The 17,328-nt window shown below is 63.5% G+C and carries 22 protein-coding genes; 12 read left to right on the top strand and 10 right to left on the bottom strand.

Annotated elements, in window-relative coordinates; translation table 11 throughout:
• Positions 1-33 precede the first annotated feature (33 nt).
• From folE to EGJ86_RS04605, 4 genes are all read right to left on the bottom strand, one after another.
• On the bottom strand, positions 34-579 hold the full coding sequence (gene folE / locus EGJ86_RS04620) for a GTP cyclohydrolase I FolE (protein WP_125834229.1): 546 nt from the start codon (positions 577-579) through the stop codon (positions 34-36).
• Positions 580-656: 77 nt separating this feature from the next.
• Positions 657-1,214 (bottom strand): Smr/MutS family protein, encoded by a 558-nt coding sequence (locus tag EGJ86_RS04615; protein ID WP_125834228.1) that lies wholly within the window; start codon positions 1,212-1,214, stop codon positions 657-659.
• 155 nt (positions 1,215-1,369) lie between these two features.
• Positions 1,370-1,690, bottom strand: coding sequence for a hypothetical protein (locus EGJ86_RS04610; protein ID WP_099525452.1), 321 nt, complete (start codon positions 1,688-1,690; stop codon positions 1,370-1,372).
• Between the two features lie 81 nt (positions 1,691-1,771).
• Positions 1,772-2,368, bottom strand: a complete 597-nt coding sequence (locus tag EGJ86_RS04605) for a cysteine hydrolase family protein (RefSeq protein ID WP_125834227.1) — start codon at positions 2,366-2,368, stop codon at positions 1,772-1,774.
• Between the two features lie 155 nt (positions 2,369-2,523).
• Between EGJ86_RS04605 and EGJ86_RS25275 the strand changes: the two genes are divergently transcribed.
• Both EGJ86_RS25275 and prmB read left to right on the top strand, forming a co-directional pair.
• Positions 2,524-2,652 carry a hypothetical protein gene (locus tag EGJ86_RS25275; RefSeq protein WP_256579520.1) on the top strand — a complete coding sequence of 43 codons (129 nt, stop codon included), beginning with the start codon at positions 2,524-2,526 and terminating at the stop codon, positions 2,650-2,652.
• 78 nt (positions 2,653-2,730) lie between these two features.
• Entirely contained in the window at positions 2,731-3,651 is a 921-nt protein-coding gene (gene prmB / locus EGJ86_RS04600; protein WP_125834226.1) for a 50S ribosomal protein L3 N(5)-glutamine methyltransferase, read from the top strand.
• A 72-nt stretch (positions 3,652-3,723) separates the two neighbouring features.
• Here the strand turns inward: prmB and EGJ86_RS04595 are convergent, their stop codons facing one another.
• Positions 3,724-4,518 (bottom strand): hypothetical protein, encoded by a 795-nt coding sequence (locus tag EGJ86_RS04595; RefSeq protein ID WP_125834225.1) that lies wholly within the window; start codon positions 4,516-4,518, stop codon positions 3,724-3,726.
• Positions 4,519-4,554: 36 nt separating this feature from the next.
• On the bottom strand, positions 4,555-5,547 hold the full coding sequence (locus EGJ86_RS04590; RefSeq protein WP_125834224.1) for an alpha/beta hydrolase: 993 nt from the start codon (positions 5,545-5,547) through the stop codon (positions 4,555-4,557).
• A 124-nt stretch (positions 5,548-5,671) separates the two neighbouring features.
• On the opposite strand from EGJ86_RS04590, the gene aroC reads away from it, so the two are divergent.
• The 5 genes from aroC to EGJ86_RS04565 all read left to right on the top strand — a co-directional run bounded on the left by aroC (position 5,672) and on the right by EGJ86_RS04565 (position 9,291).
• Entirely contained in the window at positions 5,672-6,763 is a 1,092-nt protein-coding gene (gene aroC, locus EGJ86_RS04585; RefSeq protein WP_125834223.1) for a chorismate synthase, read from the top strand.
• A gap of 13 nt (positions 6,764-6,776) precedes the next feature.
• Positions 6,777-7,928 (top strand): MFS transporter, encoded by a 1,152-nt coding sequence (locus EGJ86_RS04580; RefSeq protein WP_125834222.1) that lies wholly within the window; start codon positions 6,777-6,779, stop codon positions 7,926-7,928.
• A 16-nt stretch (positions 7,929-7,944) separates the two neighbouring features.
• Entirely contained in the window at positions 7,945-8,484 is a 540-nt protein-coding gene (locus EGJ86_RS04575; protein WP_125834221.1) for an acireductone dioxygenase, read from the top strand.
• Between the two features lie 61 nt (positions 8,485-8,545).
• Complete coding sequence (locus EGJ86_RS04570; protein ID WP_037002762.1) at positions 8,546-8,737, top strand: PLDc N-terminal domain-containing protein; 192 nt, start codon at positions 8,546-8,548, stop codon at positions 8,735-8,737.
• Positions 8,734-9,291, top strand: coding sequence for a histidine phosphatase family protein (locus EGJ86_RS04565; RefSeq protein ID WP_125834220.1), 558 nt, complete (start codon positions 8,734-8,736; stop codon positions 9,289-9,291). The genes EGJ86_RS04570 and EGJ86_RS04565 overlap by 4 nt, the downstream gene beginning before the upstream one ends.
• Before the next feature lie 22 nt (positions 9,292-9,313).
• On the opposite strand, the gene EGJ86_RS04560 is transcribed toward EGJ86_RS04565, so the two are convergent.
• The 3 genes from EGJ86_RS04560 to EGJ86_RS04550 form a co-directional block, all read right to left on the bottom strand.
• The gene (locus EGJ86_RS04560; RefSeq protein WP_106734348.1) at positions 9,314-9,811 is read right to left on the bottom strand and encodes a methylated-DNA--[protein]-cysteine S-methyltransferase; all 498 of its coding nucleotides are present in this window, start codon (positions 9,809-9,811) and stop codon (positions 9,314-9,316) included.
• A 3-nt stretch (positions 9,812-9,814) separates the two neighbouring features.
• Positions 9,815-10,693 carry a DNA-3-methyladenine glycosylase gene (locus EGJ86_RS04555; protein ID WP_125834219.1) on the bottom strand — a complete coding sequence of 293 codons (879 nt, stop codon included), beginning with the start codon at positions 10,691-10,693 and terminating at the stop codon, positions 9,815-9,817.
• A gap of 176 nt (positions 10,694-10,869) precedes the next feature.
• Entirely contained in the window at positions 10,870-11,883 is a 1,014-nt protein-coding gene (locus tag EGJ86_RS04550) for an AraC family transcriptional regulator (RefSeq protein ID WP_218565871.1), read from the bottom strand.
• A gap of 98 nt (positions 11,884-11,981) precedes the next feature.
• On the opposite strand from EGJ86_RS04550, the gene EGJ86_RS04545 reads away from it, so the two are divergent.
• From EGJ86_RS04545 to EGJ86_RS04525, 5 genes are all read left to right on the top strand, one after another.
• Positions 11,982-13,457 (top strand): NAD(P)/FAD-dependent oxidoreductase, encoded by a 1,476-nt coding sequence (locus tag EGJ86_RS04545; protein WP_177432772.1) that lies wholly within the window; start codon positions 11,982-11,984, stop codon positions 13,455-13,457.
• Positions 13,441-14,370, top strand: coding sequence for an alpha/beta hydrolase (locus EGJ86_RS04540; protein ID WP_125834217.1), 930 nt, complete (start codon positions 13,441-13,443; stop codon positions 14,368-14,370). Before EGJ86_RS04545 ends, EGJ86_RS04540 begins: the two co-directional genes overlap by 17 nt.
• Positions 14,370-15,131, top strand: coding sequence for an SDR family oxidoreductase (locus EGJ86_RS04535; protein ID WP_125834216.1), 762 nt, complete (start codon positions 14,370-14,372; stop codon positions 15,129-15,131). The genes EGJ86_RS04540 and EGJ86_RS04535 overlap by 1 nt, the downstream gene beginning before the upstream one ends.
• 319 nt (positions 15,132-15,450) lie before the next feature.
• Positions 15,451-15,795 (top strand): ribonuclease E inhibitor RraB, encoded by a 345-nt coding sequence (locus EGJ86_RS04530; protein WP_017679242.1) that lies wholly within the window; start codon positions 15,451-15,453, stop codon positions 15,793-15,795.
• A gap of 237 nt (positions 15,796-16,032) precedes the next feature.
• A complete protein-coding gene (locus tag EGJ86_RS04525) occupies positions 16,033-16,740 on the top strand; it encodes a type 1 glutamine amidotransferase (RefSeq protein ID WP_125834215.1) in 708 nt (235 codons plus the stop codon).
• 40 nt (positions 16,741-16,780) lie between these two features.
• Here the strand turns inward: EGJ86_RS04525 and EGJ86_RS04520 are convergent, their stop codons facing one another.
• Complete coding sequence (locus tag EGJ86_RS04520; RefSeq protein WP_125834214.1) at positions 16,781-17,317, bottom strand: DinB family protein; 537 nt, start codon at positions 17,315-17,317, stop codon at positions 16,781-16,783.
• Positions 17,318-17,328: the final 11 nt, after the last annotated feature.

Here is a 17,328-nt window from a genome sequence, read left to right as displayed (position 1 = left end):
ACCGAAGTGAGCGGCCGTCGTCTGAGAATTGGCTCAACGAACCAGATTGAGGAATTCGCCGCGGGTCGCCGGGTTGCTGCGGAATTCGCCGAGCATCACCGAGGTGACCATGGAGGAATTCTGCTTCTCCACGCCGCGCATCATCATGCACATGTGCTGCGCTTCGATGACCACCGCCACACCGAGGGCGCCAGTGACCTGCTCGACCGCTTCGGCGATCTGCCGGCTGAGGTTTTCCTGTATCTGCAGGCGGCGTGCGTACATGTCGACGATACGCGCCACCTTGGACAGGCCCAGCACCTTGCCGTTGGGAATGTAGGCGACATGCGCCTTGCCGATGAACGGCAGCAAGTGATGCTCGCACAGCGAGTACAGCTCGATGTTCTTCACCAGCACCATCTCGCTGTTGTCGGAGCTGAACAGCGCGCCATTGGTGACCTCTTCCAGCGTCTGCTGGTAGCCACGGCAGAGATACTGCATGGCCTTGGCGGCGCGCTTGGGCGTGTCCAGCAGGCCTTCGCGAGAGACATCCTCGCCCAGTTTGCCAAGGATCGCGGTGTACTGTTGTTCCAGGGACATGGAAAATCCTGTTGGGTATCGAATGGGCGCAGGGTAGGGCGCCGACAGGGGCCTGGCAAGAGTGCCAGATTCTCTGATTACTCGTCGCGACCATCCATCATGGTGCGCTTGAGGATGATGTACACCGCGCCAGTACCGCCGTGTTTGGCCAAGCAGGAGCTGAAGCCCAGTACTTGCGGGTGCTGACGTAGCCAGGTGTTCACGTGGCTCTTGATCATCGGCTTGCGCCCGTCCATGCGGACCGCCTTGCCGTGGGTGACGCGCACGCAGCGGATCTCCAGCTTGGTGGCTTCGGCAAGAAACTCCCACAGTGTGTCACGCGCCTTCTCAACGCTCATACCGTGCAGGTCGAGGCTGCCGTCGAAGGGGATCTGGCCCAGCTTGAGCTTGCGCATCTGGCCGTCCTGCACGCCGTTACCAGCCCAGTACAGCGGGTCTTCGGCGCCCACGTCGATGACGAACTGATCAGACAGGCCATCCACCTTGATCTCGCCCTGGCTGATGGTCGCAGCCTGGCGCAGGGTGTTGAACTGTTTACGATCAGTTTTGGGTTTGCCGGTATCGGCGCGGTCGTGCTTGAGCGGCTTGACGCCGCGCAGCTCGGCCTGGAACAGGGAAAAGTCGTCGTCTTGCATCGGTGGCTCCACGAAACAGGCTGGCATTTTACCTAAATGCCAGCGGTGTAAGCGTAGAAAGACGAATTTGTAGGTGCAGGATTGTCAGGCGCGATCAGCGAAAAGCATCGCTGGCAAGCCAGCTCCTAAAGTTGTCGGGGGCTGTCTTCGGGTGGTCAGTCGCGCTTTTTCATCAGCGATGGCGACAGGCTCAAATCGCTGGGGCGACGCAGACGTCTGCGGCAGCGACGCCAGAAGGCGATGCCGGCCCACAGCAGGAACAGACCGAATAACAGCAGGACGATAGCCTCGCCGGTGGAATCGTTTAGCGCGCCCAGCACTGGCGCACGACCCGCCAGCGAGGCGACGCCGGCCATCGCCAGGAGGATACCGAAGGCTGCGAGCAGGGCGCCCAGGCCGGCTCCGATACGCAGGCGCCAGTTTCTCGGCTGGCGCGGGCGCAGGCGGCGTGCATCGAAATCGTCGGACAGCTTCATTCCGATTTCCTTTGGTTTATCGGCGGTATGACCGGCTGGTCGCACTCAGGTTCCGCTGCACTGGCAAGACTGCTACCGCTTTCACACCAGCGACTTGGCGTTCGGTACCAGGGTGGCGAAGTTATCGCCCAGAGCGATCATCTCGATGCGATGCACTTCGGCGGCGGCAATCACGCTGCCATCTGGTGCGGGCAGGTCGCGGGTAGCGCAGGCAGCGTCGACCAGAGTGCAGCGGTAGCCATAGTCCTTGGCGGCGCGAACGGTGGTGCTGACGCTGGAATGGGTCATGAAGCCGCAGACGATCAGGTCCAGGTGGCCGAGTGCCTGCAGGCGATCATGCAGCTCGGTACCGGCAAAGGCATTGGGCAGGCGTTTTTCAACGACGATCTCGCCAGCCAGCGGGGCCGCTTCCGGCAGGTGACGACCGCGCGGGCCGCTGGGGTCGAGCAGGCCGCCGGGAATGCCGAGGTGCTTGACGTGAACGATGTCGGCACCGGCGCTGCGCGCCGCTGCCAGCAGGTTGGCGATCTCGGCCAATGCAGGGTCCAGGCCCGGCAGCGCAAGCACGCCGCTGCGGTATTCTTCCTGAGCGTCGATGATCAGCAGGGTCGCATTGTTCAGGCTGGCCGGCGCGTGGCCACGACCGGTGAGCTGGAACATGGTTTGCGGATGGGACATCTCGGGCTCCTGGCTGATGGTGATAATGTGCCATTGTCCGCTTGCCAGAGCGCTCTGTGAACCTCTATCTGCGCCAAGGCTTGCTCGGAGCATTTTGCCGGCGCAGAATCGGAACTGCCCTGAAGGACTCAGGGTCGTACGCAAAAGGAGTTGCCATGTCACTTTTGTCGCAATATTCACCGCATTTCTGGCTGTTGTTCTCCATCGCTGTGGCCATCGCCGTTCTGCGCGAGCTACGCCGTCCTGATGACGATGCGCTGCGCAAGAAGCGCGAGCGGTTATGAGCATTCGTTAACCTGCCATTCATGCGCTAGCCACCCGCACTGGGCTAAACTTCCGCACTTTTCACCCGGAGGCCGCCCGTGACTGCTCTCACTACCCGTTTACGCACCCTGCGTGATTACATCCGCTGGGCCGTCAGCCGTTTTCAGGCCGAGCAACTTTTTTTCGGCCACGGCACCGACAATGCCTGGGACGAGGCGCGCCAGTTGGTGCTTGGCGCGGTGCACCTGCCCTGGGAAATTTCCGACGCCTACCTCGATTGCCGCCTGGAAGACGACGAGCATGCCCACTTGCAGGCATTGCTCAAGCGCCGCATCGAAGAGCGTGTGCCCACCGCCTACCTGCTCGGCGAAGCCTGGTTCTGCGGTTTGCCCTTCGTCGTCGATGAGCGCGTGCTGGTGCCGCGTTCGCCGATTGCCGAGCTGATCGACCGTCATTTCGCCCCCTGGCTGCCGACCGAACCGGCGCGCATTCTCGACCTGTGTACCGGCTCCGGCTGCATCGGTATCGCCTGTGCCTACGAATTCCCCGAAGCGGAAGTGGTGCTGGGCGATCTGTCGTTCGACGCGTTGGAAGTGGCCAACCTCAACATCGAGCGCCACGGCCTGGAGGATCGCGTCTACTGCGTGCAGGGCGACGGCTTCGCCGGGTTGCCAGGGCAGCGTTTCGACCTGATCGTCTCCAACCCGCCTTATGTCGACGCCGAGGATTTCGCCGACATGCCGGCCGAATACCAGCACGAGCCGGAGATGGGCCTCGCCTGCGGTGCTGATGGACTGGATCTGGTGCGACGCATGCTGGCTGAAGCGGCCGATCACCTGACCGAGCGTGGTGTGCTGATCGTCGAGGTGGGTAACAGCCAGGTGCATGTCGAAGCGCTTTACCCGGAAGTGGACTTCACCTGGCTGGACTTCCAGCGTGGCGGGCACGGCGTGTTCCTGCTGGCGGCCAAGCAGTGCCGCGAGCATCAGGAATTGTTTCGTTCGCGTATCGAAGGCTGATACCCCGGTGCGCACGGCGCACCCTGCGGGAGTTACGGCAGACGTAGGGTGCGCCGCGCGCACCAAGGGCCACTAGCGTGTGGCGATCCAGATCAGCAGGCCGGCCTGAAACAGGCTGAACGCCACCAGGCAGGTGATTGTGAAGCGCAGGCCGCTGTCCTCGCGCTTTAGGCGTTCGAGCCGATCTTCCAGTTTTCGCAGTTTGACGTCCTGCTCCTGTAGCGTCTGGTCGGCCTGCTGCAGCATCGCGGCAGCATCCAGCAACTCGATGATCTGCACCTTCTCGGCATGCCAGTCGCCGTGCAGCGAGCTGACCCGCGGTGCGCTGTAGAACGGCTTGAGCTGCAACGGGTCGCTGTACTCGATGGTGAAACCCTGCGCTTTCAGCGCGTGGTCACGGCGGGCGCGGGCCGCTTCGTTGAAGTTGTCCTTGGTCGGCAGGGCGCCGCCCTCGACCTGGTAGTGCGCGTATTGCTTGCGCGCCCATGCGATACCCTGTGCCATAAGAAAACGCCCCAGGCCGTGGTTGGCGGGCTCCACGCTGAGGCCCTTGTCCGGGCCGAAGCGAACTTCTTTGCGCTGATGATCGGCCCAGCCTTCCAGCAGGTTGTTCTGCCGATGCAGGCGTTGGCCTGGCACCTGGATGGTCAGGCGCAGCAGGCTCAGATCCTTGGCGTGGCGCTCCCCGCGGCCGAGCTGACCGACGCGTAGCGGTCGCGGCCCGGTCTCCCGGGCGACCGGCAGTGGCGCCAGGCGCAGCAGGCTGAACTGCTCGGCTGGCAGGTCAGTCCAGGGATGCGGCGCGGCGGGCGTCTCGCCTGCGACTGCGTCGGCGGCTTGCGCCTCCGGGGCCGGGTTTTCGCTCATGGGCGTCCTGTGTACTGTTTGGTGGCCTTCGATGCGTTATCGGCCATTTTCCTCAGCACTGGAGCGAATAAAGGACACGATCCGTTCGCCCAGCGCACGGGCCAAGGGTAGCTGCGGATCGTCGTAGGACGCTAGCTGTTCGTTCCAGGGCGCGGGGGTGATGCGCATGACGTGGTTCATGCTGGGGATTAACGCCAGCTCGGCATCGGGCATGGCCTGCTTGAGTACCTCGGCGTTGTCCGGGCTGACCTGGGCGTCGTGGGTGCCCTGCACGATCAAGGCGGGTATCTGCAGCGCGGCGAAGTTTTCCGCCGGGTCCTGGCGCAGCAGGCTGATCAGATAGGGCTGTACGCTGGGGCGATAGATCGCTTGTAGTTCCTTGGGGACCTTGGGCTGCAGCTTGCCGCGGATCAGGTTGGCGAGGATGTGCCGGCTCTCGTCCAGCAACGGCGGCGGCAGGCGCATGGCCAGTTGCATGTCCAGCACCTGGCCGATCGGATAGGCGGGGCCGGCAATGGATACCAGCGCATTGGCCTGGCTGCCAGGCGCGGCCAGGCTGGCGATCATTGCGCCTTCGCTGTGACCGATGAGAATCAGTCGATCAAAACGCGGATCGTCCCTGAGCAGCTTGGCCCAGCCTTCGGCATCGGCCACATAGCGCTCGACGCTGAGGTCCTTTTCGTCCGGTGTGGCGGCGCGGCTGGCGGCCACGCCGCGTTTGTCATAGCGCAGGCTGGCGATGCCATTACGCGCCAGCACTTGGGCCAGCTTTTTCAATGCATCGTTATGGCCACCCTCTGGGTTGTTGCCGTCGCGGTCCGTGGGACCGGAGCCGGCGATCAACAGCGCCACCGGCACCGGTTTGTCGCTTTGCGGCACCAGCAGGCTGCCGTACAGGGTGCCCTGGTCGGTGTCGAGGCTGATGGGCAGTTGTCGGGTGGTGTTGGCCTGGGCCAGGCCGGTGATCAGGGTGAGGGACAAGAGCAGGGCTCGTAGCATGATGAGGGTAGGGTAGTGGCAGACTGGCATTGGACGCGCTCGGCTGGACAAGGTTCGGGGTGAACTGCAAGTAGGTGGCAGGTATACTCGCCCACCTTGTGAATCGGGCCTGCGCAGTGGCAGGCCGATGCTGAATCTCGCGGAGTGTCTTCCCATGTCCGGCAATACCTACGGCAAGCTGTTCACCGTCACCACCGCTGGCGAAAGCCATGGCCCGGCGCTGGTCGCCATCGTCGACGGTTGCCCGCCGGGTGTCGAGATTTCTCTGGAAGACCTGCAGCGTGATCTCGATCGCCGCAAGCCGGGCACCAGCCGCCACACCACGCAGCGCCAGGAAACCGACGAGGTGGAGATTCTCTCCGGCGTATTCGAGGGCAAGACCACTGGTTGCTCCATCGGCCTGCTGATCCGCAATACTGACCAGAAGTCCAAGGACTACTCGGCGATCAAGGACCTGTTCCGCCCGGCCCATGCCGACTACACCTACCACCACAAGTACGGCCTGCGCGATTACCGTGGCGGTGGCCGCAGCTCGGCGCGTGAAACCGCTATGCGCGTGGCGGCCGGTGCTATCGCCAAGAAGTTCCTGGCCAGCCAGGGCATTGTCATCCGTGGCTACATGAGCCAGCTTGGCCCCATCGAGATTCCGTTCAAGACCTGGGATTCGGTGGAAGAGAACGCCTTCTTCAGCCCCGATCCGGACAAGGTGCCGGAGCTCGAGGCCTACATGGATCAGCTGCGCCGTGACCAGGATTCGGTAGGCGCGAAGATCACCGTGGTTGCCGAAGGGGTGATGCCGGGCCTCGGCGAGCCGATCTTCGACCGTCTAGATGCCGAGCTGGCCCACGCGCTGATGAGCATCAACGCGGTCAAGGGCGTGGAGATCGGCGCCGGTTTCGCCTGCGTTGCCCAGCGTGGCACCGAGCACCGCGACGAGCTGACTCCGGAGGGTTTCCTCTCCAATAACACCGGCGGCATTCTCGGCGGTATCTCCAGCGGCCAGCCGATCGTCGCTCACCTGGCGCTCAAGCCGACCTCCAGCATCACCACGCCGGGGCGCTCCATTGACGTCGACGGTAACCCGGTGGACGTCATCACCAAGGGCCGTCACGACCCCTGCGTGGGCATTCGTGCCACACCGATTGCCGAGGCCATGATGGCCATCGTGCTGATGGATCATCTGCTGCGCCACCGTGGGCAGAATGCCGACGTGCGCGTCACCACGCCGGTGCTGCCGCAGCTGTGATCCGGGCGGCGGCATGAGCGGGGCCCTGCCTTACTGGCGGTTGTCCGGTTTCTACTTCTTCTACTTCGCTCTGCTTGGGGGTACGGCGCCGTTCCTGGCGCTGTACTTCGACCACCTGGGCTTTTCCCCAGCGCGGATCGGCGAACTGATCGCCATTCCCATGCTGATGCGCTGCCTGGCACCGAACCTGTGGGGCTGGTTGGGTGACCACACCGGTCAGCGCCTGCTGATCGTGCGCTTCGGCGCGCTGTGCACCCTGGTCTGCTTCGCCGGCATCTTCTTCAGCCAGAGCTACGCCTGGCTGGCGCTGATCATGGCCACTCACGCTTTCTTCTGGCATGCGGTGCTGCCACAGTTCGAGGTCATCACCCTGGCCCATCTGCGTGAGCAGGCGGCGCGCTACAGCCAGATTCGCCTGTGGGGCAGCATCGGCTTCATCGTTGCCGTGGTCGGCCTCGGCCTGCTGTTCGAATGGCTGAGCCTGGATGCCTATCCGGCAGCGCTGCTGGTGATCATGGCCGGTATCGTCGCCAGCAGTTTGTGGGTGCCCAATGCGCAGCCTGTGCTGCGCCCTAGCACGCTGGAGTCGGATGGTTTTCTGCGCCAATTGCGTCGCCCCGGCATCCTCGCGTTCTACGCTTGCGTCGGGCTGATGCAACTGAGCAACGGTCCGTACTACACCTTCCTGACCCTGCACCTGGAGGGTGTTGGCTACAGCCGCGGCGCCATCGGGTTGTTCTGGGCGCTGGGGGTGGTGGCGGAGATTCTGCTGTTCCTGGTCATGGCGCGGCTGCTGCAGCGTTACTCGCTGCGCACCGTGTTGCTGGCCAGCTTCCTGATCACCGCCGTGCGCTGGCTGCTGCTGGGCAACCTGGCCCAGTACCTGCCGGTGCTGTTGCTGGCGCAGTGCATGCACGCCGCCACTTTTGGCGCTTTTCATGCAGCGTGCATTCACTTCGTGCAACGCAGTTTCGCCGATCGCCAGCAGGGCCAGGCCCAGGCACTGTATGTCAGTCTGGCCGGGATTGGCGGTGCGTTGGGCGCGCTGTATGCCGGTTACAGCTGGAAGAGCCTAGGCCCGGCTTGGACCTTCGCCATCGCCAGTCTGGTAGCCTTGCTAGCCGCCTTCATCATTGCCACCCGTCTGCCGCCCGAGCGGCCCTGAATCGAGTGAACCCTTCATGAGCAGCCTCGCCGTCTACCAGCACACCTCCTCGGAACTGCCGAACAAGATACTGAACCACGCCGACGACATCGCCAGCACCCTGGCGGCGGCGGGCATCGATTATCGCCAGGTGGAGCTGCCGGCTGCGTTGCGCCCCGGCTGCGAGCAGGCCGAGTTCGACGCAGCCTATGGTCTGTGGCTGCAGGCGTTCATGGGCAAGGAAGGCTATGTGCAGCAGGAGCTGTTCAACCTGCAGCGCAACCATCCGCAGAAACTGGAGTTGCGTGCGCGTCATCTGGATGAGCAGTCGCAATCGACGGCCAGTGCCTGGTTGTTCCTCGGTGGCTTCGCCCAGCTCAGCCTGCACATCGACGATCACGTCTACATGCTGCAGGGCGAGAAGGGCGACCTGCTGTCGCTGCCAGCGGGTACCCGCTACTGGGTCGACCTGGGGGAGGAACCGCATGCGCTGGTGGTGCGCCTGCGCGCCAGCGAGGACGCACCGGTGCGCACCGACGACGATATCGCCAGCCGATTTGCCAGGCTCGGTGACTAAGGGAACCCGCGCCGGTGGCCAGCTATCCTATGAAGGTAACCTTTCAGACAGGAGTGTCGTCATGGGTTCTACCTTCAATGGCCTGATTGGCCTGGTCATCCTCGCCCTGGATATCTGGGCCATCATCAACGTGGTCAAGAGCAACGCGGAAACTGGAATCAAGATTCTATGGATTCTGCTGATCGTGCTGTTGCCTGTAATCGGCCTGATCATCTGGGCGCTGATGGGGCCGCGCGGTAACGTCAGAATATGAGGCGTCTGTGGCTGCTGGCCTTGGCGCTGCTGCCGCTGTTAAGTGTGGCAGCAGATAACGCCGACGCCTGGCAGGCATTGCGTGAAGGTCGCGCGCTGATACTCATGCGTCATGCCACGGCGCCGGGTACGGGCGACCCGGCTAGCTTCCGCCTTGGACAATGCGAAACCCAGCGCAACCTCAACGCTCAAGGGCGTGCCGAGGCCCGGCGTTGGGGCGAGTTGCTCGCACGTCAGGGGATCGAACAGCCGCGGCTTCTCAGCAGTCGCTGGTGCCGCGCATTGGACACGGCCAGCAGCATGCAGCGCGGCCCGGTACAATCATTTGCTGCGCTGGATTCGTTCTTCGGCACGCCCGAGGATGGTGCCGAGCAGACCGCCGAGCTGATTCGCTCGATCAACCAACTGCCTGCTGGCGCGCCGTTGGTGCTGATTTCTCATCAGGTCAATATCACCGCCCTGACCGGCATCTTTCCGGCTTCGGGCGAAGGGCTGATTCTGGCTTTGCCCCTACGTCCGCGTGCTGAGCCTCTGGCGCGCATACCCGCACCCTAGACACTTTTCGTAAAGAGTCCGGTTACAAAGCCAGTTGCGCCTGAGCCGGCTGCAACACGCCCTCGAGTTCCAGTAGCTGCTGCTTGCGCGGCAGGCCACCGGCATAACCGGTCAGGCTACCGTCACGGCCGATCACCCGATGGCAGGGCACGATGATGGAGATGGGGTTGGCGCCATTGGCCGTTCCCACCGCGCGTACTGCCTGCGGCCGCCCGATGACATTGGCCAGCTCCGAATAGCTGCAGGTGCGGCCGTAGGGAATGGCCAGCAGCGCCTGCCAGACCGCCTGCTGGAATGCTGTGCCCCTCGGCGCCAGGCGCAATTCGAACTGGCGGCGCTTGCCGGCGAAGTATTCGTCCAACTGGCTACACACGGCGTCCAGCTCACGGCTAGCGGGCTGCCAATGGTCTTCGATGCGCCAGGGCCGGCTGTCCAGCTCCATCAGCAGCAGTTGCAGGCCGCTTTCATCGGCCGCGAGAAACAGTGGGCCAACAGGGCTGTCGTGATGGCGGTAATGCATGGTTCAGCCTCCCGAATAGTTGTGCCAGAGATGCGCCGCCGCATAAGCGCGCAACGGACGCCAGGCCTCGGCGTGAGCTTTGAGGCGCCGTGCGTCGATACCTTCCGCTCCCCACACTGGCGCCTTGAGTAGACCCAGATCGCTTGCGGGAAAGGCGTCGGCCTCACCGAATGCGCGCAGGGCGATGTACTCCGCTGTCCACGGGCCAATGCCGGGCAGGGCGCACAATCGCTCGATCAGTGCCAGGCTGCCTTCTTCCAGATCAAGCTTCAGGCTGCCATCGGCGATGCGCGCGGCGAAGTGCTGCAGGCACTGCACACGCTTGCCGGGCATACCGATACCGGTCAGGTCGGCCTCGGCAAGCGCCTTCGGCGAAGGGAATAGATGGCTGATGCCCAACGCTTCCGGCGTCTCGATCGGCGTGCCGACACGCTGCACCAGACGCCCGACGATGGTGACCGCCGCCTTGACCGTGACCTGCTGACCGACGATGGCGCGCACCGCCTGTTCGAACGGATCGAACGCCACCGGCAGGCGCAGGCCGGGATTGCGCAGCAGCAGCGGCGCGAGCAGTTCGTCAGCGCTCAGGTGCAGGGCAATCGCCTCGGGCTCGCTGTCGAGATCGAACATGCGCCGCACGCGCTGTTCGAGTTGATCCAGATGCGAGGGCGAGGCCAGGCGACAGCGCAGTTCCAGCGAGTTCTGCCCTGGCAACGGGGCAACTCGAAACCAGCCGGGTGTGCCGTCGATGCTGAAGCCGCGGCTGTAGCTGTCCGCGCTCAGTGACTCCAGCCCGGGAATCGCGCGCAGGGCGAAATGGCTGTGGAACTGTTGCCAGTCCCAGGGCGGTTGGTAGGGCAGAAGCAGCGTGATGATGTTCATGGCTGGCACCCTAGCGCGGCGTTTGCGGCTTGTCAGCGTGAAGATGACTTTCAAACTCTGACGGCCTGGCCGGTGCGCATGGCGCACCCTACATGAAGCGCGTATCGGAGGGCCAAGGTTCGGACGGATGAGCTTTTGGTAGGGTGCGCCGCGCGCACCAGGGACACCGCAAACCCTTAGGTGCCACGTTGATAACGCCCCGGCGTTACGCCTTTCCAGCGCTTGAAGGCGTGGATGAAATTCGACAGCTCGCCATACCCCAGTCGTTCTGCAATCTCTTCCAGACTCAGGCCGCCGGCGGCCAGCAGCTCTTCGGCCAGCGCCTGGCGTACCTCGTCCTGCAGGGCTCGGAAGCTCGTGTCTTCTTCGATCAGGCGCCGGCGCAGGGTGCGGCTGCTCAGGTGCAGGCGCTCCGCAACCTGTTCCATATCGGCGATCTGCCCTGGCGACTGCAACAGCAACTGGCGCACGCGTCCGGCCACACCCTGATGCCATTGATGGCGCGCCAGCAATGCCTGGCATTGCTGCTCGCAGGCGCTGACCAGTTGCGGGTTGGCCCGTGGCAGTGGGTTGTCCAGCAACTCGGCGGCGAAGCCCATGCGATTGCACGCCGCGCCAAAGCGTGGCACCTGGCCGAAGGCTGCGATGAACGGCGCTGTATCGGCCGGTGCGGCTTGACGCAGTTCCACATCCAGTAGTCGTAGCGTGCTACCGAGTAATTCACGCACGACCACCAGGGCGCCGACCATATCGCGCTGCACGATGAAATCATGCAGCGCCGGGGGCAGGGCGCTGTCGTCGAAATTCAGGCTGGCGACGGCAACATCCACGTTCAGGCTGATGCGGGTGAAGGCGTAGGTCAGACCGTGATAGCGCAGGCCCAGCTCAGCGGCCTGGCGCACCGTGGCGCTGCTGAGAATGGCGTAACCCCAGGCGCCATAAGTGGTCAGGTGGTAGCGCCGACCGGCCTGCAGGCCAAGGTCTTCGACTGCGGGCAGCGCCTCGATCAGGTTGGCGATCAACTGCAGCTCACGCTGCGCCTCGATCTCCCCGTTCAGGCTGGCCAACTGCACCGGGCTGAGCCCTGTTTGATGCAGGCACTTGTCCAGGCTCAGACCCAGATCGAGCCCCAGCTGGGTAAGCAGCTGAATGCTGGTGATACTGCGGCGTGCAGGCCAGGGAGATGGCATAGATTGTCCGAAAATCACAATATCCTGGCCGACTATGCCATAACCCGGGCAGGGCGAGGCAAGTAGCATCAGCTCATCGTCATACACGGGTCATCACAATGAACAACAACCCCCGTACGAACGCGCTCTGGCGCGTGTTGATCATCGGCAGCGGCTTTGCCGGTCTGGGTCTGGCCATGCAGTTGCGCAAGGCCGGGGAGGACGACTTCCTGTTGCTCGAGAAGGCTGGCGAGGTCGGCGGTACCTGGCGCGACAACAGCTATCCGGGCGCCGCCTGCGATGTGCCTTCGCACCTGTATTCCTTTTCCTTCGAGCCCAAGCACGATTGGTCGCGCAAGTTCGCGCCGCAGGCGGAAATCCACGCCTATATCCTGCAGTGCGTGGAGAAACATAGGTTGCGTCCGCACATCCGCCTGAACAGCGAAGTGCTCGGCGCCGAGTTCGATGCCGAGCGCGGCATTTGGCGTGTCGAGCTGGCAGGGGGCGAGGTGATCGAGGCGCAGGCGCTGGTCAGTGCCTGCGGCCAGCTCAATCGGCCGGCTTACCCGAAACTGCCCGGGCTGGAACATTTCCGTGGCGAGGCCTTTCACTCGGCGCGCTGGCGGCATGATCTGGATCTGACCGGCAAGCGCGTGGCGGTAATCGGCACCGGCGCTTCGGCGATCCAGTTCGTGCCACAGATCCAGCCCAAGGTGGCCAGCCTGAGCCTGTTTCAGCGTTCGGCGGCCTATGTGCTGGCCAAGCCGGATCGTACGTATCGGCCCTGGGAAATTGCTCTAAAACAGCGTTTGCCCCTGCTGCAGCGCGCCGACCGCCTCCTGCAATACCTGCATCACGAGGGGCGGGCGCTGGCCTTTATTCGTTTTCCCTGGCTGATGCGCTTGTTTCGCCATAGCTTCACCCGCCACCTGCAGCGGCATATGCCCGATGCTGGCAAGCGCGCGCAGTTGCAGCCGAACTACCCCATGGGTTGTAAACGTATCCTGATCAGCAACGACTACTTCCCGGCGCTGGCGCAGGCCAATGTCGAGATCGTCGACGCGGCGATTCGCGAGGTGCGCGAGCATTCCCTGGTGACGGCCGATGGTCGTGAGCACTCCTGCGATGTTCTGATCTATGGCACCGGTTTCACCGCCACCGACTTCCTCGCGCCGATGCGCATTCGCGGCCTCGACGGGCTGGAGCTGAATCAGGCCTGGAAGGAGGGCGCCGAGGCCTACAAGGGCATCAGCGTCAGCGGCTTTCCCAATCTGTTCCTGCTCTATGGGCCGAACACCAACCTCGGCCACAACTCCATTCTGTATATGCTCGAGAGCCAGTACGCCTACGTGCTGGGCTGCCTGCAGGTGCTGCGCGAACAGCAGCTGCGTTATCTCGATCTGCGCCCGACGGTGCAACGGCACTACAACGCGGAGCTGCAACAGGCGACCCATCGAACGATATGGGAACAGGGCTGCGACAGCTGGTACAAGACCGCTACCGGCAAGAACACCAACAACTGGCCGGGGTTCACCTTCACCTATCGCCTCATGACCCGTACTCCGGAGCTTGCCGACTATGACTGCGTCCGCTGATTTCAAAGCCCCAGCCGCCGAGCAGATGTTGCTGCGCGGCCTGTTGCGCGGTTTTCTGCGTCTGTTCTTTCGCGGTCTGGTGCGGCCACCGATGCCCGTGCCGGCGCAGCGCCGCATATTGCGCGTGCTTACCACCATCACCCTGACGCCGCGTGGCGTAACGCGCAGCGCCGATACCCTGGCCGGGCGCCCTTGCGAATGGCATCGGCCGCCTGCCAGCAGCGGCAGTGTGCTGCTCTATCTGCACGGTGGCGCCTTCATGATCGGCGGGCCGGACACGCACCGGGGCATCTGCGCCAGCTTGGCCAAACGCGCTGTACTTGAGGTCTGTGCCCTGGATTACCGCCTGGCGCCGGAATATCCCTATCCCGCTGCACGCGATGACGTGGTGGCGGCTTACCAGGCGCTGCTGGACGCTGGCTATAGACCCGAACAGATCGCCATTGGCGGCGACTCGGCCGGCGGCAACCTGAGCCTGGTCGGCTGCCTGCGCATTATCGAACTCGGTCTGCCGGCGCCCGCCGCCCTGGTGTGCTTCTCGCCGGTCACCGACTTCACCGGCGAGCATATGCACGAGCCGCCTGCCGGCGATCCGCTGCTCCACCCCAGCTGGATTGAACAGGCCGCGCAGCTGTATTGCCCGGACGACCTGCCGCGCAATGATCCGCGCCTGTCGCCGCTGTTCGCTGACCTCAGCCAACTGCCGCCGACGCTGATCCAGGTAGGCGAAGACGAGTTGTTGCTCAATGACAGCCTGCGCCTGGCCGAGCACGCCAAAGCGGCTGGGGTCAACCTGTGCCTGGAGCGCTATCCGGGGTTGTGGCACGTGTTCCAGGCGCATGTCGGCATGTTACGAGCGGCGGATTACGCCATTGCCCGCGTGGTGGCTTTTCTCCGTGAGCGGGGCATGTGATGAACAACATCCTTATCAGCGGCGCCGCATCGGGCATTGGCGCCGCCACCGCGCGGCTGTTTTACGCGCGGGGCTGGCGGGTCGGGTTACTGGATGTCGATGAAAAGGCACTGGAGGCCTTGGCCGCCGAACTGGGCGGTGCCTGGCATGCGTCGCTGGATGTAGTCGATGCCGCGGCTGTGAAAATCGCGCTGGCCGACTTCTGCACGCAGAGCGGCGGCCAGTTGCGCCTGCTGTTCAACGGCGCGGGCATTCTGCACACCGGTGCCTTCGCCGATATCGAGCTGGAGCAGCACACGCGCCTGGTACAGATCAATGTGCTCGGCGTGCTCAACCTCTGCCATGCGGCATTCACCTATCTCAAGGCCACGCCAGAGGCGCAGGTGATCAACATGGGCTCGGTCTCGGGGCTTTACGGCGTGCCACAGCTCGCCAGTTACTCGGCCAGCAAGTTCGCCGTACGCGGCCTGACCGAGACGCTGGAGCTGGAATGGCGCGAATACGGCAGCCGCGGGGGTGACCTGATGCCGCCATTCGTCGACACGCCGATGGTGCGCAGCCAGGCGCAGCGTCCGCCAGTGATGCGTCGCCTGGGCGTGCGCCTGGACGCTGTGCAGATCGCCGAAGCGGCCTGGAAGCAGGCCCACGCCAGCACCGTGCATCGCCCGGTGGGGCTACAGTTCGGGCTGTTGTTCAACCTTGGGCAGATCACGCCGGGCTGGATCAACAGGTTACTGATGGCCTGGCTCAGTCGTTCATGATTTCCGGCGAGGCGTGCAGGCTGGCCAATTGCCGTCGGTCGTCGGCTTTGTCACAAAGGCTTTCTGGGCGACGCCAACCTCGCGTTTAGCGGCTACTCTTGGGGTGACGGTTTTCAGCCCGGCGTTCTGTCGGGCAGTCGTCGATACGCTTGCAGTAGACACATCGAGCACCAGCTCGATTCTCGGGGCGGCGCCAATTGGTGGCTTCTTTAGACGCTGGGCGTTTTCAGAGGTTTCCGGTAGAGGCCGCGACACCGTCTGTAGGGCGGTCGCATTGGGAAAGCGGTTAATCCATCCATAGCCTGAGAGGGGGTCGTTTATGAGCACAGCCTTCCACGAAGACTCCAGCACATCGGTGCTGCGTCGGATGAAAGAAGGGGGATTCGACTTCGCCCAGTTTCACCCGATCGAGTTCTACGCCATCTTTCCCGACGAAGAACGGGCCAGAACGGCGGCCAGAAACTTTCGCGGCGAGTCGCTCAACGCTCAGATATCCGCCCGTGAGGACGGCATCTGGCACCTGCAAATCAGCAAAGTGATGTATGCCACCCATGCCGGTATCGGCGAGTTCGAACATGACCTGGAGTCCATCGTCGTCCCGCTGGGCGGCAAGATGGATGGCTGGGGCGTTACCCAGGAGGTGAAAGCGTCAGCCATGCGTTAGGGAAACACTGAAAAAGTTGTCATGCCCGCGCAGGCGGGCATCCAGAACCAGCGAATTATCTGGGCTCCTGCCTTCGCGGGCGTGACGATAGCTGGCTTTTTCAGGACATCCTCAAATGTGGATGCAGCGGCGTCCATCAGCTCAGACCATCGGCCGGTTGTCCGGCCGATGGCTTCAACTCCCAGCCCACCTCGACTTGCCAATCCTTCTCGCGCAGACTGCGCGGCGGAGGTAGCTATGGCCGATGTTCTGATCCTGACTCATATCGATTATTGCCCACCAGCTCACCTGGCGCAGGTGCTGCAGGCGCGTGGCTGCAGTTTCGACGTGCTGCGCGTCGATCTGGGTGAACTGCACGGTTACGACCTGGAGCGGCCCAAGGCGGTCGCCGTGATGGGCGGGCCGATGAGCGTCAATGACCCGTTGCCCTGGATCGCCGACGAAGTGGCTGCGTTGCAGCGCTTTATCGAGCACGACATTCCCATCATCGGTCACTGCCTGGGCGGCCAGCTGCTGGCCAAGGCACTGGGTGCCAGCGTCCGTCGCATGCCCTACACCGAAGCGGGTTGGCAGCACATGCAACGTCGTGCAGAGGCTGTCGATAGCCCCTGGCTGGCGCATCTGCCTGCAGCGTTCAGCATCTTCCAGTGGCACGGCGACACCTTCTCGCTGCCTGACGGCGCCCAGCCTCTGTTGAGTAGCCAGTGGTGCGACAATCAGGCTTTCGCCTGGGGTGACAAGGTGCTGGCGCTGCAGGGCCATCCGGAGATGACAAAAGAGCTGATCGAACTCTGGCTCGATGACTGGGCGCATCTGCTCGATGCTAGCCAGCCCAGCCAGCAGAGCATCGCCGAGATGCGTGACGACCTGAGTGAGAAGGTCAGGGCATTGAACCAGGTTGCCGAAGGTTTCTACGCACACTGGCTGAAACTGGCTGGCCTTTGAGCCTGGAGAGGGCGAGGCGCCATCGGCACTTGGCCGCAGCTCAAAGCTCGTCAGGGATCAACGCCAGCAGATCGGTCACACCCACATCCACGCCCGCTTGGGTTAGTAGCGTCGTAGCCTGCCCGCGGTGATGCGTCTGGTGGTTGAACAGATGCATCAGCAGGGCGAAGAAGTGCTTTTGCGCGGCCACACCCTTCATGTTGCGATAGCTCAGCGGCTGATCCAGCTGCTCTTCGCCCACCTCGGCGGCCAGGGCTTCGATGTAACTGTCCAGCTGTTTACGCAGTGCGGCCAGCTCGCGTATATCCGCACCCATCGGTTGATCCAGGCGCGTCGGAGCTTCCAGCTCTGCGAGCGCCCGCAATGCCCGGAAGTTCGCCGGGTGTGCGCTATAGCGCCCCAGCCAGATACGGTCAGCCACCAGCAGATGATTGAGCGTGCCGAGGATCGAGCCGAAGAACGCACCGCGCTCGGCACTCAGCGCTTCGTCAGGCAGGGTGGAAGCCGCTGTGTAGAGCCGTTCGTTCATCCAGCTGTTGTAGCGTGCCATCAGGCGGATATGGTCGATTCTCTGCATGTTTTCACCTG

Source organism: Pseudomonas sp. o96-267 (genome assembly GCF_003935465.1).
Lineage (GTDB): Bacteria > Pseudomonadota > Gammaproteobacteria > Pseudomonadales > Pseudomonadaceae > Aquipseudomonas > Aquipseudomonas sediminis.
Note: the sequence above shows the minus strand (reverse complement) of the source record. Positions and strands in the feature narration are given on the sequence as shown.